This window comes from Pseudomonas paraglycinae (assembly GCF_021601625.1).
Taxonomy (GTDB): domain Bacteria; phylum Pseudomonadota; class Gammaproteobacteria; order Pseudomonadales; family Pseudomonadaceae; genus Aquipseudomonas; species Aquipseudomonas paraglycinae.
In genome coordinates, this window is the sequence record NZ_BQHR01000002.1 from 205,409 (window position 1) to 227,135 (window position 21,727).

At 60.6% G+C, this 21,727-nt stretch carries 21 protein-coding genes; 16 read left to right on the plus strand and 5 right to left on the minus strand.

The window, feature by feature from the left end:
• Positions 1-88 precede the first annotated feature (88 nt).
• Together L6D82_RS03145 and L6D82_RS03150 are read right to left on the minus strand one after the other, a co-directional pair.
• Complete coding sequence (locus L6D82_RS03145; RefSeq protein WP_236188053.1) at positions 89-1,330, minus strand: transporter associated domain-containing protein; 1,242 nt, start codon at positions 1,328-1,330, stop codon at positions 89-91.
• Positions 1,331-1,342: 12 nt separating this feature from the next.
• Positions 1,343-2,155, minus strand: coding sequence for a cytochrome C assembly family protein (locus L6D82_RS03150; RefSeq protein ID WP_007954625.1), 813 nt, complete (start codon positions 2,153-2,155; stop codon positions 1,343-1,345).
• 209 nt (positions 2,156-2,364) lie between these two features.
• On the opposite strand from L6D82_RS03150, the gene ffh reads away from it, so the two are divergent.
• The 6 genes from ffh (at position 2,365) to L6D82_RS03180 (ending at position 6,440) form a co-directional block, all read left to right on the plus strand.
• A complete protein-coding gene (gene ffh, locus L6D82_RS03155) occupies positions 2,365-3,741 on the plus strand; it encodes a signal recognition particle protein (RefSeq protein WP_007954627.1) in 1,377 nt (458 codons plus the stop codon).
• Between the two features lie 249 nt (positions 3,742-3,990).
• Positions 3,991-4,242, plus strand: a complete 252-nt coding sequence (gene rpsP, locus L6D82_RS03160) for a 30S ribosomal protein S16 (protein WP_003198088.1) — start codon at positions 3,991-3,993, stop codon at positions 4,240-4,242.
• Positions 4,243-4,247: 5 nt separating this feature from the next.
• Complete coding sequence (gene rimM / locus L6D82_RS03165) at positions 4,248-4,784, plus strand: ribosome maturation factor RimM (protein WP_007954628.1); 537 nt, start codon at positions 4,248-4,250, stop codon at positions 4,782-4,784.
• Between the two features lie 3 nt (positions 4,785-4,787).
• Positions 4,788-5,540: a tRNA (guanosine(37)-N1)-methyltransferase TrmD gene (gene trmD, locus L6D82_RS03170; RefSeq protein WP_007954629.1), complete on the plus strand. Its 753-nt coding sequence runs from the start codon at positions 4,788-4,790 to the stop codon at positions 5,538-5,540.
• A 45-nt stretch (positions 5,541-5,585) separates the two neighbouring features.
• Positions 5,586-5,936: a 50S ribosomal protein L19 gene (rplS, locus tag L6D82_RS03175; protein WP_003175895.1), complete on the plus strand. Its 351-nt coding sequence runs from the start codon at positions 5,586-5,588 to the stop codon at positions 5,934-5,936.
• Positions 5,937-6,026: 90 nt separating this feature from the next.
• The gene (locus L6D82_RS03180; RefSeq protein WP_236188055.1) at positions 6,027-6,440 is read left to right on the plus strand and encodes an acyl-CoA thioesterase; all 414 of its coding nucleotides are present in this window, start codon (positions 6,027-6,029) and stop codon (positions 6,438-6,440) included.
• A 117-nt stretch (positions 6,441-6,557) separates the two neighbouring features.
• Here L6D82_RS03180 and L6D82_RS03185 read toward each other — a convergent pair whose 3' ends face one another.
• Complete coding sequence (locus tag L6D82_RS03185) at positions 6,558-8,366, minus strand: cation:proton antiporter (RefSeq protein ID WP_102718369.1); 1,809 nt, start codon at positions 8,364-8,366, stop codon at positions 6,558-6,560.
• 107 nt (positions 8,367-8,473) lie between these two features.
• On the opposite strand from L6D82_RS03185, the gene xerD reads away from it, so the two are divergent.
• From xerD to L6D82_RS03220, 7 genes are all read left to right on the plus strand, one after another.
• Positions 8,474-9,370, plus strand: coding sequence for a site-specific tyrosine recombinase XerD (gene xerD, locus L6D82_RS03190; protein WP_007954632.1), 897 nt, complete (start codon positions 8,474-8,476; stop codon positions 9,368-9,370).
• Between the two features lie 143 nt (positions 9,371-9,513).
• A complete protein-coding gene (gene dsbC / locus L6D82_RS03195) occupies positions 9,514-10,245 on the plus strand; it encodes a bifunctional protein-disulfide isomerase/oxidoreductase DsbC (RefSeq protein ID WP_007954633.1) in 732 nt (243 codons plus the stop codon).
• Positions 10,246-10,376: 131 nt separating this feature from the next.
• The gene (locus L6D82_RS03200) at positions 10,377-11,681 is read left to right on the plus strand and encodes a homoserine dehydrogenase (protein ID WP_018926703.1); all 1,305 of its coding nucleotides are present in this window, start codon (positions 10,377-10,379) and stop codon (positions 11,679-11,681) included.
• A 66-nt stretch (positions 11,682-11,747) separates the two neighbouring features.
• Positions 11,748-13,157: a threonine synthase gene (thrC, locus tag L6D82_RS03205; RefSeq protein ID WP_236188058.1), complete on the plus strand. Its 1,410-nt coding sequence runs from the start codon at positions 11,748-11,750 to the stop codon at positions 13,155-13,157.
• Between the two features lie 119 nt (positions 13,158-13,276).
• Positions 13,277-14,647 (plus strand): transporter substrate-binding domain-containing protein, encoded by a 1,371-nt coding sequence (locus L6D82_RS03210; RefSeq protein WP_236188214.1) that lies wholly within the window; start codon positions 13,277-13,279, stop codon positions 14,645-14,647.
• A gap of 118 nt (positions 14,648-14,765) precedes the next feature.
• Positions 14,766-15,173 carry a response regulator gene (locus L6D82_RS03215; protein ID WP_085747025.1) on the plus strand — a complete coding sequence of 136 codons (408 nt, stop codon included), beginning with the start codon at positions 14,766-14,768 and terminating at the stop codon, positions 15,171-15,173.
• Positions 15,174-15,337: 164 nt separating this feature from the next.
• Positions 15,338-15,619 carry a DUF3509 domain-containing protein gene (locus tag L6D82_RS03220; RefSeq protein ID WP_085747026.1) on the plus strand — a complete coding sequence of 94 codons (282 nt, stop codon included), beginning with the start codon at positions 15,338-15,340 and terminating at the stop codon, positions 15,617-15,619.
• Between the two features lie 174 nt (positions 15,620-15,793).
• Here L6D82_RS03220 and L6D82_RS03225 read toward each other — a convergent pair whose 3' ends face one another.
• Both L6D82_RS03225 and L6D82_RS03230 read right to left on the minus strand, forming a co-directional pair.
• A complete protein-coding gene (locus L6D82_RS03225) occupies positions 15,794-16,687 on the minus strand; it encodes a TIGR02285 family protein (protein ID WP_173940210.1) in 894 nt (297 codons plus the stop codon).
• Between the two features lie 13 nt (positions 16,688-16,700).
• Positions 16,701-17,900, minus strand: coding sequence for a CaiB/BaiF CoA transferase family protein (locus L6D82_RS03230; protein ID WP_102718372.1), 1,200 nt, complete (start codon positions 17,898-17,900; stop codon positions 16,701-16,703).
• A 146-nt stretch (positions 17,901-18,046) separates the two neighbouring features.
• Between L6D82_RS03230 and L6D82_RS03235 the strand changes: the two genes are divergently transcribed.
• The 3 genes from L6D82_RS03235 to L6D82_RS03245 all read left to right on the plus strand — a co-directional run bounded on the left by L6D82_RS03235 (position 18,047) and on the right by L6D82_RS03245 (position 21,693).
• A complete protein-coding gene (locus L6D82_RS03235) occupies positions 18,047-18,589 on the plus strand; it encodes a YaeQ family protein (RefSeq protein ID WP_102688610.1) in 543 nt (180 codons plus the stop codon).
• A 54-nt stretch (positions 18,590-18,643) separates the two neighbouring features.
• A complete protein-coding gene (recJ, locus tag L6D82_RS03240; RefSeq protein ID WP_102688609.1) occupies positions 18,644-20,353 on the plus strand; it encodes a single-stranded-DNA-specific exonuclease RecJ in 1,710 nt (569 codons plus the stop codon).
• A 233-nt stretch (positions 20,354-20,586) separates the two neighbouring features.
• Positions 20,587-21,693 (plus strand): NADH:flavin oxidoreductase/NADH oxidase, encoded by a 1,107-nt coding sequence (locus tag L6D82_RS03245; protein ID WP_085747028.1) that lies wholly within the window; start codon positions 20,587-20,589, stop codon positions 21,691-21,693.
• Positions 21,694-21,727: the final 34 nt, after the last annotated feature.

Below are 21,727 nucleotides of genomic sequence, written 5' to 3' on the forward strand. Positions count from 1 at the left end.
TCGGGTGCGGGGTAAGCACGCGGTTCGGCGGGGCTTGGGTAAGCACCGCGATTATAGGAAGGTGGCTAACGATTGAACAAGGGGCTGTCTAGCGCGCCGTGGCCAGCGCCGGGGCCGAAGTGGTGTGCCAGATCAGGACTTTGCTCACCCGGTTCTCTTCGGTTTCGAGAATCTCCAGCCGGTAGCGGCCGATCTTCAGGCAGACCGCGCTTTCCGGGATGGTTTCCAGCGCTTCGGTTACCAGGCCATTGAGCGTCCGGGGGCCGTCGCTGGGCAGGTGCCAGCCCAGGCATTTGTTCAGTTCGCGAATCGACGCCGCGCCATCGATCACCATGCGACCATCGGCCTGTGGGTGGATGTGCGGATTGTCGAGGCTGTGCTCGCTTTCGAATTCGCCGACGATCTCTTCGAGAATGTCTTCCAGGGTGACGATGCCGAGGACTTCGCCGTACTCGTCCACCACCATGCCCAGACGCCGCTGCTGCTTGTGGAAGTTCAGCAGTTGCAGTTGCAGCGGGGTGCTTTCAGGGACGAAATACGGCTCGTAACTGGCCGCCAGCAACGCTTCGCGGGTCAGGCTGCCATTGTCCAGCAGGTGACGGATCTGCCGGGTGTTGAGCACCGCTTCGACCTGATTGATATCGCTGTGGAAGACCGGCAGGCGAGTGCGCCGGTTCTTGCGCAATTGCTCGATGATTTCTTCGATCGGATCGTCGAGGTTGATGCCGTCGACATCGCTGCGCGGCACCAGAATGTCGTTGACCGTGATGTTGTCCAGCGCATGGATGCCTGAAACCGGGTGTGGGCGCACCGGATGATCCGGGTCGTCATGACGCTCCGTCGGCACATCATCTTCGCTCTGTTGCACCACCTGGGCCTTGCGAATGAACGGGCGCATCAGCAAACCACTGATGCGGCTGAGCAACCAGGCAAGCGGGTAAACCACCTTCAGCGGGACCGCCAGCAGCGTATTGCCGAACGCCAACACCGCATCCGGATAACGCTGGGCGAGGGCGCGGGGGAAATAGTCGGCAAAGACCAGCAGCAGGGCGCCGGCACCGAGGCAAGCCGCCCAGGGGCCGTTTTCTTCGCAGAGAAAGATTGCCAGCAGCGTGGCCAGAATGACGGCGAGGGCGCGGCACAGGGTATTGCAGAGGATCAGGCTTTCGAGCGGGAAACTGAGCTTTGCCAGCGGCTTGTCGCTGGCGCGGGAGGCGGTGCGTTGCGCGAGCAGGTGCTGTTGCGCCGCTTCGACGGCGGTAAACAGCCCCGACCAGAGAATCAGCAGGGCAAATACCGCGAGCATCGGCCCTATGGGCAAACCGTCCATTTATGCCGCCCGTCAGATGTGCAGGATGTATTCACGAACCAGTTTGCTGCCGAAATACGCAAGCATCAGCAGGCAGAAACCGGCGAGGGTCCAGCGGATTGCCTTGTGGCCGCGCCAGCCGAGCCGGTTACGGCCCCACAGCAGGACGCTGAACACGATCCAGGCCAGGCAGGCCAGCAGGGTTTTATGCACCAGGTGCTGGGCAAACAGGTTCTCGACGAACAGCCAGCCGGAAATCAGCGACAGCGACAGCAGCGTCCAGCCGGCCCAGAGGAAGCCGAACAACAGGCTTTCCATGGTCTGCAGCGGCGGGAAATTCTTGATCAGCCCGGACGGGTGCTTGTGCTTGAGCTGGTGATCCTGCACCAGCAGCAACAAGGCCTGAAACACCGCAATGGTGAACATGCCATAGGCGAGGATCGACAGCAGAATGTGCGCGAGAATGCCCGGTTCTTCATCGATGACCTGCACCGTGCCGGTCGGCGCGAATTGCGCCAGCAGCACCGTGATTGCACCCAGCGGGAACAGCAGCACCAACAGGTTTTCCACCGGGATCCGCGAGCAGGCCAGCAGGGTCAGGGCAATGACGGCCGCCGCAATCAGGCTGGAAGCGCTGAAGAAATCCAGGCCCAGACCGATCGGCGTCAATAAATGGGTGAGCAGGCTGGCGCTGTGGGCCAGCACGGCGAGGACGCCGAGCGAGACCAGCAGGCGCTTGTTGGCCTTGGCGCCAGTGGCCAGGCGGGTGCCCTGATAGAGAGTCGCAGCGGCGTAGAGAAGGGCGGCGGCGAGGGTGGTCAGCAAACTCGGTGACAAGGGGAGCATAAATCCTGTTAGGCAAGCCCGAAAGGGGCTGAGTTTGGCATAGAACCGCCATTGCACGAAAGACCGGCAAGCTGACAGCGAGGTGTCCGCCAGACGCAGTCTTCGCTATAATCCGCGACCTGCCCACGCCGCAGGCTCGCCGAGCACATGTTGATTCCGGTCTGGGCCGCCATTATCCCGGTCTACACAGGGCCTGAAAGGATCGCGCAATGTTTGAAAACTTAACCGACCGTCTCTCGCAGACGCTGCGCCATGTCACCGGCAAGGCGAAACTGACCGAGGACAACATCAAAGACACCCTGCGCGAAGTGCGCATGGCGTTGCTCGAAGCCGACGTCGCCCTGCCGGTGGTCAAGGACTTCGTCAATTCGGTCAAGGAACGCGCTGTCGGCACCGAGGTGTCGCGCAGCCTGACGCCGGGCCAGGCGTTCGTGAAGATCGTCCAGGCCGAACTCGAAAGCCTGATGGGCGCGGCCAACGAAGACCTGAACCTGAGCGCCGTGCCGCCCGCCGTCATTCTGATGGCCGGTCTGCAGGGTGCGGGTAAAACCACCACCGCCGGCAAACTGGCGCGCTTCCTTAAAGAACGCAAGAAGAAGTCGGTCATGGTCGTGTCGGCGGACATCTACCGTCCCGCTGCTATTAAACAGCTGGAAACCCTGGCCAACGACATCGGCGTGACGTTCTTCCCGTCCGACCTGAGCCAGAAGCCGGTCGACATCGCCAACGCGGCTATTAAAGAAGCAAAACTGAAATTCATCGACGTGGTCATCGTCGACACCGCCGGTCGTCTGCACATCGACGAAGAGATGATGGGCGAGATCAAGGCGCTGCACGCCGCGATCAATCCGGTTGAAACCCTGTTCGTGGTCGACGCCATGACCGGTCAGGACGCGGCCAACACGGCCAAGGCCTTCGGTGATGCACTGCCGCTGACCGGTGTGATCCTGACCAAGGTCGACGGTGATGCCCGTGGCGGTGCCGCGCTGTCCGTTCGCGCAATCACCGGCAAGCCGATCAAGTTCATCGGTATGGGCGAGAAGAGCGAAGCGCTCGATCCGTTCCACCCTGAGCGTATCGCTTCGCGGATCCTCGGCATGGGCGACGTGCTCAGCCTGATCGAGCAGGCTGAAGCGACGCTCGACAAGGACAAGGCCGACAAACTGGCCAAGAAGCTGAAGAAGGGCAAGGGCTTCGACCTCGAAGACTTCCGCGATCAGCTGCAACAGATGAAGAACATGGGCGGCCTAGGTGGGCTCATGGACAAACTGCCGAACATCGGCGGCGTCAATCTCTCGCAAATGGGCAACGCCCAGAACGCCGCAGAGAAGCAGTTCAAGCAGATGGAAGCCATCATCAACTCCATGACCCCGGCCGAGCGCCGCGACCCTGAGCTGATCAGTGGTTCGCGCAAGCGCCGGATCGCCATGGGTTCCGGCACCCAGGTGCAGGACATCGGTCGCTTGATCAAGCAGCACAAGCAGATGCAGAAGATGATGAAGAAATTCTCCGCCAAGGGCGGAATGGCGAAAATGATGCGCGGCATGGGCGGTATGTTGCCCGGCGGCGGCATGCCGAAGATGTAAAGACTTCGCCGGTCGTCGCACCGGCGCAGACCCTGCAAGGACGCAGGATCAACAGCAAACCCGCACTCGGCGGGAGCTGACCGGCCGTTTTGAACGACGGCCCCATATGCAAATCTGCACGGCATGCCACAGGCGCCGGAAAAAGTCATTTGCAAAAGTCCGGATATTCCTTAGAATATGCGGCCTTTCGGGCACCCATGCCCGCTGTGCATTTAGATTTGCAGCACCGACTACAGGAACGATGTTCACATGCTAACAATCCGTCTTGCCCTTGGCGGCTCCAAAAAGCGCCCGTTTTACCACCTGACCGTAACCGACTCCCGCAACCCGCGTGACGGTTCCCACAAAGAACAGGTTGGTTTCTTCAACCCTGTTGCACGTGGTCAGGAAGTTCGTCTGTCCGTGAACCAAGAGCGCGTTGCCTACTGGCTGAGCGTTGGTGCACAGCCTTCTGAGCGTGTTGCTCAGTTGCTGAAGGAATCTGCCAAGGCTGCAGCCTGAGCAGTATGAGCGCGACGCCAGAAAAAGCTGATGACCTGATCGTTGTCGGCAAGATTTTTTCGGTTCACGGCGTTCGCGGCGAGGTGAAGGTCTTTTCCTTTACCGATCCGATTGAAAACCTGTTGAACTACCGCAACTGGACGCTTCGGCGCGAAGGCGTGGTAAAGCAGGTCGAGCTGGTCAGCGGCCGATCCACTCAAAAGGATCTGGTTGCCAAGCTCAAAGGCCTCGACGATCGCGATGAAGCCCGTCTTCTGAGTGGTTACGAGATTTGCATCTCGCGAAGCCTTTTGCCCAACCTGACTGGCGACGAGTACTACTGGTACCAGTTGCAGGGTCTGAGTGTCATCAACCAGAACGAAGAATTCTTCGGCAAGGTTGATCACCTGTTGGAGACCGGCGCGAACGATGTATTGGTGGTCAAGCCCTGCGTCGGCAGCCTGGATGATCGCGAGCGGTTGTTGCCCTATACGGAGCAATGCGTGCTGGCAATCGACCTGGAGGCAGGCGTGATGAGGGTGGAATGGGACGCGGACTTCTAAGCAATGGCCAGCCTGCGCGTAGACGTCATTACGCTGTTCCCCGAGATGTTCTCGGCCATCAGTGAGTACGGCATTACCAGTCGTGCGGTCAAACAGGGGCTCTTGCAGCTGACCTGTTGGAATCCGCGGGATTACACGACGGATCGGCATCACACTGTGGACGATCGCCCGTTTGGCGGTGGTCCGGGCATGGTGATGAAGATCAAGCCCCTGGAAGATGCTCTGGTTCAGGCCAAGGCAGCAGCCGGGGAGGCGGCGAAGGTGATTTACCTGTCCCCCCAAGGCCGTCAACTGACTCAGTCGGCGGTACGCGAACTGGCTAAATCGGATGCGTTGATCCTGATTGCCGGTCGCTATGAAGGCATTGACGAGCGTTTTATTGATGCTCATGTCGATGAAGAGTGGTCGATTGGTGACTATGTGTTGTCTGGCGGCGAGCTGCCGGCCATGGTCATGATCGATGCGGTTACACGACTGCTGCCCGGAGCTTTAGGGCATGCGGATTCCGCTGAGGAAGATTCCTTTACGGATGGTCTGCTGGATTGCCCGCACTACACCCGACCTGAGGTGTATGCGGATCAGCGTGTTCCCGACGTGTTGCTGAGTGGCAATCACGCGCATATCCGGCGTTGGCGTTTACAGCAGTCCCTTGGTAGGACCTATGAACGACGCGCCGATCTTCTGGAAAGCCGCTCGCTTTCTGGAGAAGAGAAGAAGCTGCTCGAGGAATACATCCGCGAGCGGGACGATAGTTAACAACGTATCGATGGTAGATCAGACGATTTACCTTAGGAGCACAGCATGACCAACAAAATCATCCTTGCACTCGAAGCAGAGCAGATGACCAAAGAAATCCCTACCTTTGCCCCGGGCGACACCATCGTCGTTCAGGTGAAAGTGAAGGAAGGCGATCGTTCCCGTCTGCAAGCGTTCGAAGGCGTTGTAATCGCCAAGCGTAACCGCGGCGTGAACAGTGCGTTCACCGTTCGTAAAATCTCCAACGGTGTTGGCGTAGAACGTACTTTCCAGACCTACTCCCCGCAGATCGACAGCATGGCTGTCAAACGTCGCGGAGACGTACGTAAAGCCAAGCTGTACTACCTGCGCGACCTGTCGGGTAAAGCAGCTCGCATCAAGGAAAAACTGGCTTAAGTCCAGCTTCCGATGCAGAAAAAAGCAGCCTACGGGCTGCTTTTTTGTTGCCCGCAATTTATCCACAGCATTCCGTTCCAGGCCTGACCCATGACCCCTCGCGAGCGAGAAATCGAACGCCGCACCGAACTCTCGGTGACCCGCGTGACCAAGGCGGTTTTCCCGCCGACCACCAACCACCACAACACCCTGTTCGGCGGCACCGCGCTGGCCTGGATGGACGAAGTGTCGTTCATCACCGCCACGCGGTTTTGCCGTTTGCCGCTGGTGACCGTGTCGACCGATCGCATCGACTTCAATCACGCGATCCCGGCAGGATCCATCGTCGAGCTGGTCGGGCGGGTGATCAAGGTTGGCAACACCAGTCTCAAGGTCGAGGTGGAAGTGTTCGTCGAAAGCATGAGCTGTGACGGGCGTGAGAAGGCCATTCACGGGCAGTTCAGCTTTGTTGCCATCGATGATGACAAGCGTCCGGTGCCGGTGCTGCCGGGTTTCGCGGCCTGATCCAACACCGAGCCGCGGCATTCGCGGGCAAGCCCGCTCCCACAGATTTTGTGTTGTCCGCTGATGTTGTGTTCGACACGGACACTGTGGGAGCGGGCTTGCCCGCGATTTGTTCTATCAGGCGCTGCTACTCTCCGGCTGAATCAGCGCCAGCAACGTCCACCCCGGCCCCGGCTTCAACACGGTTTCCGGTGTCACGACATGCACCCAGCCGCTGTCATCGCGCATGAACAGCAGCGTCGCGCGATTGCCATGCAGCGCCCGGTAATCGTCCCAGCCGAACCCGTCCGTCAATGTCGTGCTGTACAGGTCGGCGCCCTGGCCCAATTGGCTGGCGAGTCTGGCGTAAGTCAGCGCCTCGCTCCCCAGTTGATTGCCGCGATGTTCGAGGCTGGCGCGGTGCTTGTCGCTGCGTCGGCTCTCCTGACCACTGGCCAGTCCGAACAATCGTTGATGACCAAAGTCATGGCGAAAGCGCATGGCCGCCAGCGTATTGAGTTCGCCCGACGGTGACAGCGCCAGCAGATGCCCCAGTCCGACCAGGTCCAGATGCGCATCGGCATGCTGCGAAGCCGGATTGCCAAAGTAGGTCGGCAAGCCATCCATGCGCGCCGCGCGGATGTTCTCCCAGCTTGAATCCGTCAGCAGTACCCGGCTGCCCAGCTGTTGCAGCGACTTGCCGAGCAGGCGCGCAGGCCCGTTCGCCCCGACGATCAGGAAGCCGCTGGGCGCTGGTTCCGCAACTTTCAACAGTCGGGCCAATGGCCGGGCAGTCGCGCTTTGCAGTACGACGGTGCCGATGATCACCGCGAAGGTCAGCGGTACCAGCAACAACGCACCTTCATGGCCCGCTTCATCCAGGCGAATCGCAAAGATCGCCGAGACTGCCGCCGCGACGATCCCGCGCGGGGCAATCCAGCACAACAATGCACGCTCACGCCAGCTCAGACTCGAACCGGCGGTACTTAGCACCACGTTCAGCGGTCGGGCGATCAACTGGATCACCAGCAACAGAATCAGCACCAGCGGCCCGAGACCGATCAACGCGTTCAGATCCAGTCGCGCCGCCAGCAAAATGAACAGCCCGGAAATCAGCAGCACGCTGAGGTTTTCCTTGAAGTGCAGGATGTGCCGCACATCCACGCCCTTCATGTTCGCCAGCCACATGCCCATCAGCGTCACCGCCAGCAGCCCGGATTCGTGCATGGCCTGGTTGGCGGCGATGAATATCCCCAGCACCGCGGCGAGCGATGCCAGATTGTGCAAATACTCCGGCAGCCATTGGCGCCGGATGATCGTACCGAGCAGCCAGCCACCGGCGACGCCGAACGCGCTGCCGCAGACAATCACCCCGCCAAACGTCAGCAGGCTCTGTTCCAGCCCATGGCCTTCGGCCCGAGCGATGATGAAGCTGTAGACCACTACCGCAAGCAGCGCGCCGATCGGGTCGATCACAATCCCTTCCCAGCGCAGGATATTCGCGATCGAAGCTTTAGGCCGCACCACCCGCAGCATCGGTACGATCACGGTCGGGCCAGTAACCAGGGTCAGGCTGCCGAACAGGATGGCAAGCAACCAGTCGAAGCCCAGCAGCCAGTGGGTCGCGACCGCAATCACTACCCAGGTCGAGAGCGCTCCGATGGTGACCAGCCGATGCACGACGCTGCCGATCTCGCGCCATTCCGACAAATGCAGGGTCAGGCTGCCTTCAAACAGAATCAGCGCCACTGCCAGCGACACCAATGGCATCAGCAGCGGGCCGAACATTTCCTGCGGGTCGAGCCAGCCCAGCACGGGGCCCGCCAGAATGCCGGTCAGCAGCAGAAACAGAATCGCCGGCAGTTTCAGGCGCCAGGCAAGCCATTGGCAACCCAGCGCGGCGGCACCGATACCACCGAAAGCCAACAGAATTTGCTGCTCGTTCATTGAAGCTCCCTGTTCCTTGAAATAGCGGGCTATGAAAGACTAGCGGCCATTTCAACCGTTCACTCTTTATTTGCGCGCAGTGCCAAGCCTGCGTGTCTTGAGCGCCCATGCCTGCCATCGACCACCCACTGATCGACCAGTTTCTCGACGCCCTCTGGCTGGAAAAAGGTCTCTCCGACAACACTCGCGATGCCTACCGCAGCGATCTCGCGCTGTTCAATGGCTGGTTGCAGGAGAAAGGTCTCGAACTGATCAATGCCGGTCGCGAGTTGATCCTCGATCACCTGGCCTGGCGTCTGGAACAGAACTACAAACCTCGCTCCACCGCGCGATTTCTCTCCGGTGTGCGTGGCTTTTATCGCTACCTGCTGCGGGAAAAACTGATTTCGGTTGATCCGACCTTGCGCGTGGATATGCCGCAACTCGGTCGGCCATTGCCCAAATCCCTGTCGGAAGCCGACGTTGAAGCTTTGCTGAAGGCGCCAGACCTCAGCGAAGCCATCGGCCAGCGCGACCGCGCCATGCTCGAAGTCCTTTACGCCTGCGGGCTGCGGGTGACCGAGCTGATCAGCCTGACCTTGGAACAGGTCAACCTGCGTCAGGGCGTGTTGCGGGTGATGGGCAAGGGTAGTAAAGAGCGCCTTGTACCGATGGGCGAGGAAGCGATTGTCTGGGTCGAGCGCTACCTGCGCGACGGTCGCGGCGAACTGCTGGGCGGGCGCCCCAGCGATGTGCTGTTTCCCAGCCAGCGCGGCGAGCAGATGACCCGCCAGACCTTCTGGCACCGTATCAAGCATCAGGCCAAGGTCGCCGGCATTGGTAAATCGCTGTCGCCGCACACCCTGCGTCACGCGTTTGCCACACACCTGCTCAACCATGGCGCCGATTTGCGGGTGGTGCAGATGCTGTTGGGCCACAGCGACCTGTCGACCACGCAGATCTACACTCACGTCGCCCGGGCACGTTTGCAGGATCTGCATGCCAAACATCACCCGCGCGGCTGAGCGCCATTTGTCTTGCGACAGGCGCATTCGGCCACGGGAGCCTTATGTGGTAGGCTTTGCCGGTTTGCACGATGGGCGGTTATGACCCGGTGTTCCGGCACGGGCGTTCTGATCGTTCCATTTGTCCGCCTTCAGGAGTTCTCATGCGTCTGACCCAGATTTTCGCCGCCGCAGCCATTGCGTTGGTCAGCACCTTTGCCGTCGCCGATGACGCGGCCGACAAAGCGATTCGCCAAAGCCTGGAAAACCTCCAGCTCGACGTGCCGGTGGACACCATCACCGCCAGCCCGCTGCCGGGCCTGTACGAAGTCAAGCTCAAGGGCAGCCGCGTGCTCTACGCCAGCGCCGACGGCCAGTACATCGTTCAGGGCTACATGTTCCAGCTCAAGGACGGCAAACCGGTCAACCTGACCGAGAAGACCGAGCGCCTGGGCATTTCCAAACTGATCAATGCGATTCCGGTGGCCGAGACCGTGGTTTACCCGGCCGTGGGCGAAACCAAGTCGCACATCACCGTTTTCACCGACACTACGTGCCCGTATTGCCACAAGCTGCACGCCGAAGTGCCCGAGCTGAACAAGCGCGGCATCGAAGTGCGTTACGTGGCGTTCCCGCGCCAGGGCCTCGGCTCGCCGGGTGATGAGCAACTGCAAGCCGTGTGGTGCTCGAAAGACAAGAAAGCCGCCATGGACAAAATGGTCGATGGCAAGGAAATCAAGGCCGCCAAGTGCGAGAACCCGGTTTCCAAACAGTTCGCCCTAGGCCAGTCGATCGGTGTGAACGGTACGCCGGCCATCGTTTTGGCTGACGGACAAGTCATTCCGGGCTACCAGCCTGCGCCACAAGTCGCCAAACTGGCGCTGGGCGCGAAGTAATTCGCATCGTCACGCCCTGGTGTGACGAGCGTGGTCCGGCGGCAGGATTGCCGGGCCATCAACAGAGAGCCGCGAACCTGCGGTTGTTTTCACGGCCGGCCTCGCGTCGGCCGTTTTATGGGGAGTTCACAGTGAAACCGGTCAAAGTAGGCATCTGTGGGTTAGGGACCGTCGGTGGCGGAACCTTCAACGTACTTCAGCGCAACGCCGAGGAAATTGCTCGTCGTGCCGGGCGTGGAATCGAAGTGGCACAAATTGCCATGCGCACGCCAAAGCCTCAGTTCCAGACGACCGGTATTGCGATTACCAACGATGTCTTCGAAGTGGCCACGAACCCTGAGATCGACATCGTCATAGAGCTGATGGGCGGCTACACCGTTGCCCGCGAGCTGGTACTCAAGGCCATCGAGAATGGCAAGCATGTGGTCACCGCGAACAAGGCTCTGATTGCCGTTCACGGTAATGAAATTTTCGCCAAGGCACGCGAGAAAGGCGTGATCGTGGCATTCGAAGCGGCGGTCGCCGGCGGCATTCCGGTGATCAAGGCGATCCGTGAAGGCCTGTCCGCCAACCGTATCAACTGGGTCGCCGGGATCATCAACGGCACCGGCAACTTCATCCTCACCGAAATGCGCGAGAAGGGTCGCACCTTCGAAGACGTGCTGGCCGAGGCGCAAGCGCTGGGCTACGCCGAAGCCGACCCGACCTTCGACGTCGAGGGCATCGACGCCGCGCACAAGCTGACGATCCTGGCATCGATCGCGTTCGGTATTCCGCTGCAGTTCGACAAGGCTTACACCGAAGGCATCACCAAGCTGACCACCGCCGACGTGAACTACGCCGAAGCGCTGGGCTACCGCATCAAGCACCTGGGCGTGGCACGCAGCACCGCCGCCGGCATCGAGCTGCGCGTACACCCGACGCTGATCCCGGCCGATCGTCTGATCGCCAACGTCAACGGCGTGATGAACGCGGTGATGGTCAACGGTGACGCTGCCGGTTCGACCCTGTTCTACGGCGCCGGCGCCGGCATGGAGCCGACTGCTTCGTCGGTGATCGCGGATCTGGTGGACGTGGTTCGCGCCATGACCTCCGACCCGGAAAACCGCGTGCCGCACCTGGCCTTCCAGCCGGACTCGCTGTCGGCCCATCCGATCCTGCCGATCGAAGCCTGCGAAAGCGCCTACTACCTGCGCATCCAGGCCAAGGACCATCCGGGTGTACTCGCTCAGGTGGCGAGCATCCTCTCGGAGCGCGGCATCAACATCGAGTCGATCATGCAGAAGGAAGTCGAGGAACACGACGGCCTGGTGCCGATGATCCTGCTGACCCACCGCGTGCTGGAGCAGCACATCAACGATGCGATCGCCGCCCTCGAAGCGCTGGCGGGCGTGGTCGGTCCGGTTGTGCGGATCCGCGTCGAGCACTTGAATTAAGCCGATCTCCTTCACCGGTCCCGCCAGCGGGGCCGGTGTCGTGAACACTCTCCATTGGAGTCAGTCATGCGTTACATCAGTACCCGCGGCCAGGCACCGGCCCTGAATTTCGAAGACGTCCTGCTGGCCGGTCTTGCAACCGACGGCGGTCTGTACGTCCCGGAAAACCTGCCACGTTTCACCCAGGAAGAAATCGCTTCCTGGGCCGGCCTGCCGTATCACGAGCTGGCTTTCCGCGTCATGCGCCCGTTCGTCACCGGCAGCATTCCGGACGCCGATTTCAAAAAGATTCTTGAAGAAACCTACGGTGTGTTCGCCCACAACGCCGTTGCGCCGCTGCGTCAGCTGAACGGCAACGAATGGGTGCTGGAGCTGTTCCACGGCCCGACCCTGGCGTTCAAGGACTTCGCCCTGCAACTGCTCGGTCGTTTGCTCGACTACGTGCTGGAAAAGCGCGGCGAGCGCGTGGTCATCGTCGGCGCCACCTCCGGTGACACCGGTTCGGCCGCCATCGAAGGCTGCAAGCACTGCGAAAACGTCGACATCTTCATCCTGCACCCGCACAACCGTGTGTCCGAAGTGCAGCGTCGGCAGATGACCACCATTCTCGGTGAGAACATCCACAACATCGCCATCGAAGGCAACTTCGATGACTGCCAGGAAATGGTCAAGGCCAGCTTCGCCGACCAGAGCTTCCTCAAGGGCACCCGTCTGGTGGCAGTCAACTCGATCAACTGGGCGCGGATCATGGCCCAGATCGTTTACTACTTCCACGCAGCGCTGCAATTGGGCGGCCCGGCGCGTTCGGTGTCGTTCTCGGTGCCGACCGGCAACTTCGGCGACATCTTCGCCGGTTACCTGGCGCGCAACATGGGCCTGCCGATCAACCAGTTGATCGTCGCCACCAACCGCAACGATATCCTGCACCGCTTCATGAGCGGCAACCAGTACGTCAAGGAAACCCTGCACGCCACGCTGTCGCCGTCGATGGACATCATGGTCTCGTCGAACTTCGAACGCCTGCTGTTCGACCTGCACGGTCGCAACGGCGCGGCGATTGCCGGGCTGATGGATACGTTCAAGCAGGGCGGCGGCTTCAGCGTCGAACAGGAACGCTGGACCGAGGCACGCAAACTGTTCGACTCGCTGGCTGTGGACGATGCGCAAACCTGCGAAACCATCGCCGAAGTCTACGAACAGACCGGGGAAGTGCTGGATCCGCACACCGCCATCGGCGTGAAGGCCGCTCGTGAATGTCGTCGCAGCCTGGATATCCCGATGGTGATTCTGGGCACGGCGCATCCGGTCAAGTTCCCGGACGCGGTGGAGAAAGCCGGTGTAGGAAAAGCTCTCGAACTGCCTGCACATCTTTCTGATTTGTTTGAGAGAGAAGAGCGCTGCACTGTGCTGGCGAACGAGCTCAAAGCCGTACAAGCCTTTGTCAGCCAGCATGGCAACCGCGGCAAGCCTCTTTAAGACCGCAAAGCTGTCACATTTTGAAGCCCGTCTCCTGACGGGCTTTCTTGTTTTTGCATGCCACACTGCGCGCGTTTCGCCCACGAAGGACGGGCGAGTCGATGACGAAGGATGTGGCAATGCGGTTTTTTTCAGGATTGAAACCAGCCCTGTGCTGGTTGTTTTTATCGGGGAGCTTCGGGTTGTCACAGTGGGTCGAAGCCGCCCATCTGGCGAGACACCCCGACACGGTGGAGGCTATTCAGCCCATCGAGCTGGATGAGCATGAGCGTCAGTGGATTCGAGATAACCCTCGTGTGACCGTCGCCTCTGTGCAATACCCGTTGTATCTGTTTCAGGACGAACATGGCCAATGGAGCGGCCTGAACAACGATGTGCTCAAGCACATCAGCGCCATGACCGGATTGCAGTTCGTTCATCAGGAATCGTTTTCCACCGACCACATGCTGGAACGGCTCCAGAGTGGCGTGGCCGACATCAGCACGACGTTGGCAATGAACGAGGAGCGCAAGGCATTTCTGGACTTCAGTCACGCGTTCGGCGGTGCAGGGTGGGTGTTCGTCGGTCATTCAGGCGAACCGGCAATACGGTCGCTCGAGATGCTGTCCAAGCGAGTCCTGGTGCTGCCGGCCCGGCATGCGCTGGAGGACAGCATTCGACGCGACTACCCATCGATCCCGATTCGTTCGGTCAAGACCTATGCCGAGGCTCGGGCGCTGGTGGAAAGTGGCGAGGCCTATGCCACCATCGAAAACGAGATCGGCGCTCAGCTGTTTCCCTCCGGCCTGCTCAAGGTCGGTGGTCTCGTGGAGGGCAAGTGGGAGGCCGACCATCTGGCAGTACGCAAAGGCTTGCCCGAGCTGGTGAGCATCCTCAACAAGGCATTGGGCGCCTTCTCCGCGGCGGAGCTTCGTTCCATGCGCCTGAAGTGGCTGGATGGCGTCTCTCCTGCGCCGACACCCTCGATCGGCTCGCTCCTGATCAAGTGGGGTTGCTGGGCGATGGGCGGGCTTGGCGTGTTCGGGCTATTGCCTTTGATGTGGAACCGTCGACTGGCGGCAGAAGTGAAGCAGCGACGGGCAGCCGAAAAGAATCTGGGTGATCAACTGGCCTTTCAACATGCATTGATCGATGCGATGCCCGACCCCGTGTTCGTGCGCGATCTGCAGGGTCGGTTGATCATGTGCAACCGCAGTTACGAAGATGCGCTGTCGGTCCGGCAGGAGCAGGTGCAGGGCCGGATGCTGTTCGAGTTCGATGCACTTCCACAGGCCACGGCATTGATGCTGCACGACGAATTCATGGCGCAGCTGGGTACGCGTAAAACACGCTTCAGCAAGCGGCAACTGATGTTCAAGAGCGGCCCCCGTCAGATCTATCAATGGACGGTGCCGTTTTACAGTGTCGATGGAAAACTGCGAGGCCTGCTCGGGGGCTGGACGGACATCACCGAGCGGCGGAAGGAGAGCGGGTGTCGATGTCTGCATTAAAGATGGGAAAAGTCCTATAAGCAGCGATTCCTTTTCTGATGGGAGGCTTAGGACCACTGCCCTAGAGTGACAGGCCACTGCGGCGTGAATCCGCGATTGTCGCTCCAGAGGTCGTCCCATGCGCTCGCTCAAGATCCTGATTCTAGAACCCAATCCGTTCCAGCTGATGGCGTTGCACCAGATGCTCAACGCCATTGGTATCTACGATGTTCTGACCGCACCGTCGCTGGGCTCGGCAAAGCGCTCACTGGAACGTCGCGGAGCCGTCGACATCACCCTGTGCAATCCACAATTGCAGAACGGTGACGGGCTGGCGCTGATCCGGCATATGGCCGACCGGCAGGAAGCACGTGCACTGATTCTGCTGGGGGCTGTGGCACCCACCCTGCTGGACGATCTGGAAACCTTGCTGGGCGAGCACCGGATCATATTGCTGGGCCGCCTGCACACTCCCGTTTCGGCGGTATTGATGAGGGCACTGCTGGACACCTACATGACCATCCCCAGGCATTCCGTCGACGCTTGACCCCCACGGTTATTTTTCTGTCATCTTCACCATGCATGCTCCGATAGGCCGGTGACGCTCCGGGAGAGGCCGGTGACAAGCAGAACTTTCTTCTCGGGCCGGTGGTCATTTACTGTGAACACGCCCCAGACACTGTGTTTTCGGACTATTGAGTGGAGATCGAGATGGAAAGTATCAGTCTATTGCTCGGTGAGGCTCTGAGCCCGTATCAAGTGACGTTGACCCCTCGCGGTCGCCATGGCGAATGCCTGGTGACCTTGAAGAACGGCAGCGGCGCGATCGTGGTGGAGCGCGAATTCAATCAGGCGCAATTGAGCGACAAGCGCCAGCTGACGGATGTGGTCGACGGCCTGCACCGTGACATCCTGATTGCCGAAGGCCGGCTGGAACCCTGTGTGATCGCGGCGTTGCGAAACGCAGCCCTCGACAAGCACCCGACCCTCTGAAACTGATTTTTCATTTGTGGGAACCTTCCTGCACCCAAGTCAGTCAGACCCCGTAACAGCAGGATCAAGCATTGTGCTCCGGTGCTTGTCGCTTGCTGCTACGGGTCTTTGATACAGACCACGTTTAACCCCGAGTCGTCTCCCCACTTCTCGGGGTTTCTTTTTGCCCGGATTTCACTGCGCGGCCTGTTGCTCGAAGAAAATCCGCGCCTGTTCCAGATAATCCTGGCGCCTCTCGGGGTCGAGCCAGTCGGCGTAGAGCTGGTTGAGATGCTCGTGGGGCAGGGTGCGTAACAGCTGATTGATTTCCGTGATCGCCTGTCGACCCGCCGTGGTGTCGGTGCAGCCGACATGGCCCGACAGGTACTTGCCCGTGCCGCGAATCGGGAAGAACAGCAGTTCGTCCTCGGCGATCTCGGCCTGCCGCGCCTGATAACGGATCTCCGGCCAGTAACCCAGCACCACTTGCAAACGCCCCAGACGCTGCATCGACAGCAGGCTGCTGAGCGCATCGTTGCCGTAGTGCGGCGTCAGCGCGCCGGTTGGTGCCTGATGCAGCAATGTATCGATGTACTCGCCATAACTGCGTTCCGCCACCACTCCGACTTTTCGCTCGCCGTTGGCCAGAAACGCCGACAGATCGACTTCGTCCTCGACCAGAAACGGCTCCAGCACTTCGCGGTCTCTCTGACGCACCACCAGACCATTGCTGACCGCGCGAAACGCAGGGATGGAGAACGCGATCCACTGTGCCCGTTCTTTGTTCCAGATCAGCGACGGATCGCAGGCAAAGGGATGTTCATGCAGCATTTGAGTGCCACGGGCGCGATTGACCCGCATCAAGGTGTGTTCGTATTGCGGCATGCCGGCAATCAGCATCGGCATCAATTGATCGATAACGCCTTGGCCCTTTTTCGGGCCTTCGAAGATCGTCAGTGGCGGCAGGTCGCGCAGCAACCAGATCAACGTCGGCTTGGCCTGCACCCACGTCGGCAGCACCAGCAGAAATAGCAGGCCGAACAACCGCCAGGTCCACCAATGGTGGGCGCGGTTCGAGGCCGAGGGCATCAGGCGATTCAGCTCAGATGGCTCCGTCTTCGCGCAGCCGGGCGATCTGCTTCTCGTCGTAGCCAAGATCGTGGAGTACCTGCGCATTGTGTTCACCGAGCTGCGGTCCGACCCATTCGGACGAGCCGGGTGTCTCAGAGAGTTTCGGCACGATGCCTGGCATCTTGAAGGGTTTGCCGTCCGGCAGTTTGGCGTGCAGGAACATTTCCCGGGCCAGGTACTGCGGATCGTTGAACATGTCTTCGGCGCTGAAGATCCGGCTGGCCGGGACTTCAGCCTGGTTCAGCAGGTCCAGCACGGTTTGCAGCGGCAGCGAATTCACCCAGCGGTCTATCACGCCGTACAACTCATCGCGGCGGGTGTCGCGCCCGTCGTTGCTGGCCAGCGCCGGGTCATTGGCCAGATCTTCACGGCCGATGATCAGCATGAAGCGCTTGAAGATTGCATCGCCGTTGGCGCCGATCTGCACGTGTTTGCCGTCGGCGCTGGTGTGGATCGATGATGGTGTGATGCCCGGCATGATGTTGCCGGTGCGCTCGCGAATGAAGCCGAACACATCGAACTCCGGCACCATGCTTTCCATCATGGCGAAGATCGCTTCGTACAACGCCACATCGACCACTTGGCCGAGACCGCCGTTGACCTCGCGATGACGCAGGGCCATCAACGCACCGATCACGCCCCACAAAGCAGCAATCGAATCGCCAATGGAAATCCCGGTGCGCACCGGCGGGCGGTCTTCGAAACCGGTGATGTAGCGCAGGCCGCCCATGGATTCGCCGACCGCGCCGAACCCAGGCTGATCTTTCATCGGCCCGGTCTGGCCGAAGCCGGACAGGCGCACCATCACCAGTTTCGGGTTCAGCGCATGCAGGGTTTCCCAGCCCAGGCCGAGTTTTTCCAGCACGCCGGGGCGGAAGTTCTCGATCAGAATGTCGGCTTCAACCAGCAGTTTTTTCAGGATCGCCAAGCCGTCGGGGTGTTTCAGGTTCAGCGTCAGGGACTTTTTGTTGCGCGCCTGGACGAACCACCACAGCGAGGTGCCTTCGTACAACTTGCGCCATTTGCGCAGCGGATCACCGCCGTCCGGCGACTCGATCTTGATCACTTCGGCGCCGAACTCGCCGCAGATGCGCGAGGCAAACGGCCCGGCAATCAAAGTACCCAATTCAATGACTTTCAGACCGCTGAGCGGTTTGTTGGCGAACGGCATGCGAGATCCTGTAGGACAAGGCTGAGCAGATACAGCGTTTTAACATAGCCGGCTGTCAGTCGCGCAAGGTTGATCGCCATCAATTCGTGGATTGCCTACAGCATCGGTTAGACTTGCCGACTTTCCTCGTATCAAGAAGCCCGTTCATGGCCCAGCCGTCCACTACCTACAAATTCGAACTGAACCTCACCGATCTCGACCGCAGCGTCTACGAGAACGTGAAGCAGACCATCGCCCGTCACCCTTCGGAAACCGAAGAACGCATGACCGTACGCCTGTTGGCCTACGCGCTCTGGTACAACGAGCAACTGTCGTTCGGTCGTGGTCTGTCGGACGTGGACGAACCTGCGCTGTGGGAAAAGAGCCTGGATGATCGTGTCCTGCACTGGATCGAAGTCGGCCAGCCGGACGCGGATCGCCTGACCTGGTGCTCCCGTCGCACCGAGCGCACCAGCCTGTTGGCCTACGGCAGCCTGCGTGTCTGGGAAGGCAAGGTGATCCCGGCGATCAAAAATCTGAAGAACGTCAACATTGCCGCCGTGCCGCAGGAAGTGCTGGAAACCCTGGCCCAGGACATGCCCCGCGTCATCAAGTGGGACGTGATGATCAGCGAAGGCACGATCTTCGTCACTGACGACCGTGGCCAGCACGAAGTCCAGCTCACCTGGCTGCAAGGCGATCGCGGCTAAGTCCGCGTTACTCCCGAAAAATCCCACGTATTCAAGAGAAGCTTCTGTCACCCCATGCGTATCGATCCTCGCCCGTTGCCCGCCACTCTGCCGTTTCTCGGTGAACTGCCACCGCTACTGACCCGCCTGTACGCGGCGCGGGGCGTGCAGTCCGAGGCGGAGCTGGACAAGAGCCTGGCGCGGTTGATTCCGTTCCAGCAGCTCAAAGGGATCGATGCGGCGGTGGACCTGCTGGTGACGGCGCTGGAGCAGCGTCAGCGGATCCTGATCGTCGGCGACTTTGACGCCGACGGCGCGACGGCCAGCACCGTGGGCGTGCTCGGTTTGCGCCTGCTGGGCGCGGCGCACGTCGATTATCTGGTGCCGAACCGCTTTGAATACGGCTACGGCCTGACCCCGGAAATCGTCGAAGTCGCGATGACCCGCGAGCCGCAACTGTTGATCACCGTCGACAACGGTATTTCCAGCGTTGAAGGTGTAGCGGCCGCGAAGCGCCATGGCCTGAAGGTTTTGATTACTGACCACCACTTGCCCGGCGATGAGCTGCCGCATGCAGATGCGCTGGTCAATCCGAACCAGCCCGGCTGCGAGTTTCCGAGTAAGGCGCTGGCCGGGGTCGGGGTGATTTTCTATGTGTTGATGGCCTTGCGCGCACGCCTGCGCAGCCTCGGCTGGTACGAGAGCAAACCACAGCCGAACATCGGCGAACTGCTGGATCTGGTGGCGCTGGGCAGCGTCGCCGACGTGGTGCCGCTGGATGCCAACAACCGGATTCTGGTGCACCAGGGCCTGGAACGAATTCGCGCCGGACGTGCGCGGCCGGGGATCAAGGCGATCCTGGAAGTGGCCAAGCGTGAGGCTTCGCGCATTACGTCTACCGACCTCGGTTTTATCGTCGGCCCGCGTCTGAACGCGGCGGGGCGTCTGGATGACATGAGCCTGGGCATTGAATGCCTGCTGACCCACGACCCTGCGCTGGCCCGGGAAATGGCCGCACAACTGGACGGCATGAATCAGGACCGCAAATCCATTGAGCAAGGCATGCAGCGTGAAGCGCTGGCCCAGCTCAAGGACTTGCCGGTTGAGTCGATGCCGTTCGGTCTTTGCCTGTTCGATCCGGAATGGCACCAGGGCGTCATCGGTATCCTGGCTTCGCGGATGAAGGAGCGGTATTTCCGCCCGACCATCGCCTTCGCCGATGCCGGTGACGGCCTGCTCAAGGGCTCGGGGCGTTCGGTGCAGGGTTTCCATATTCGTGACGCGCTGAGCGTGGTCGCGGCACAACATCCGGATCTGATCAGTAAGTACGGTGGCCACGCGATGGCGGCCGGTCTGACCTTGCCGCAGGAGAATTTTCCGTTGTTCGCCGAGGCCTTTGACGCCGAAGTGCGTAGGCAACTTCGCGAGGAAGATCTGACAGGGCGTCTGCTATCGGACGGCACGCTGGCGGTCGAGGAATTTCATCTGGAACTGGCTCGCGCCCTGCGCCACGCCGGGCCGTGGGGCCAGCATTTCCCGGAGCCGCTGTTTCACGGGGTGTTCCAGTTGGTCGAGCAGCGAGTGGTCGGCGAGCGGCACCTGAAAGTGGTACTGAAGACCGAATGCGGTTCGGTGAAGCTCGATGGCATCGCCTTCGGCATCGATCGCGATATCTGGCCGAACCCGACGATCAAATGGGTCGAACTGGCCTACAAGCTCGATCTCAACGAGTTTCGCGGCAATGAGACCGTGCAGTTGATGATCGCCCACATCGAACCGCGCTAAAGGACTTTGCGCCCCTTAACTGAAGGGGCGCAGGAAGCTTCAATTGTGCTGTTTCATTTCTGAACCCTCCCTCATCCCCGGATGTCGACTAGGCTCTAAGCACTGCTTGATTGGCCTTGTGACGTCTTGTCGAATTTTTTGCCCGCGGGGGCGGGTGCTGCACCTTTTTCCTGTCACTCGTCGACTTTTCAAACAGAACCCTGGAGCCTGCCCACTGATTTGAGAGGTGCCCCATGAGTCTGCTGCTTGAACCCTTTACCCTTCGCCAACTGACCCTGTCCAACCGCATCGCCGTGTCGCCCATGTGCCAGTACTCCAGCGTCGATGGCCTGGCCAACGACTGGCATCTGGTGCACCTCGGCAGCCGTGCCGTGGGGGGCGCTGGCCTGGTATTCACCGAAGCCACGGCGATCACGGCCGACGGGCGGATTACCGCCGAAGACCTGGGCCTGTGGAACGACGAACAGATCGCACCGCTGCAACGCATCACCCGTTTCATCAATGCGCAGGGCGCAGTGGCCGGCATTCAACTGGCCCACGCCGGGCGCAAGGCCAGCACCCACCGGCCGTGGATCGGCAAGCACGGCAGCGTCAAACCGGAGGACGGTGGCTGGACGCCGGTCGGGCCTTCGCCGATTGCCTTTGACCCGCAACACACCCAGCCGAAACAACTGGATGAAGGGCAGATCGCCCAGGTCATTCAGGACTTCGTGGCCGCAGCCAAACGTGCGCTGACCGCCGGTTTCAGTGTGGTCGAGGTGCATGCGGCGCACGGTTATCTGCTGCACCAGTTTCTGTCGCCGCTCAGCAACCAGCGCCGCGACCAGTACGGCGGTTCGTTCGAAAATCGCATTCGTCTGGTGCTGCAAGTGACCGAGGCGGTACGCGCGGTGTGGCCGGAAGAACTGCCGGTGTTTGTGCGCCTGTCGGCCACCGACTGGGTGGAGGACGGCTGGAATCCGGATGAAACCGTGGAGCTGGCGCGACGCCTGAAAGCCTTGGGGGCTGATCTGATCGATGTGTCATCGGGTGGCACGGCGGTCAATGCCGAAATCCCCGTGGGGCCGGGTTATCAGACGCGCTTCGCCGAACGTGTACGCAAGGAGTCAGGCATCGCCACCGGCACCGTGGGAATGATTACCGAGCCGGCCCAAGCCGAGCACATCCTGCGAACCTGTCAGGCCGACATCATCTTCCTCGCCCGTGAGTTGCTGCGTGATCCTTACTGGCCGCTGCATGCCGACGATGACCTGGGCGGACGCAAAGCGGTGTGGCCGGCGCAGTATCAACGTGCGACTCATCGGGATCAGCCGATTCACGAGTCTGATCTGCGGGATTGATTCCGACTGGTCGCAAAGCCTATAAAACCCGCCA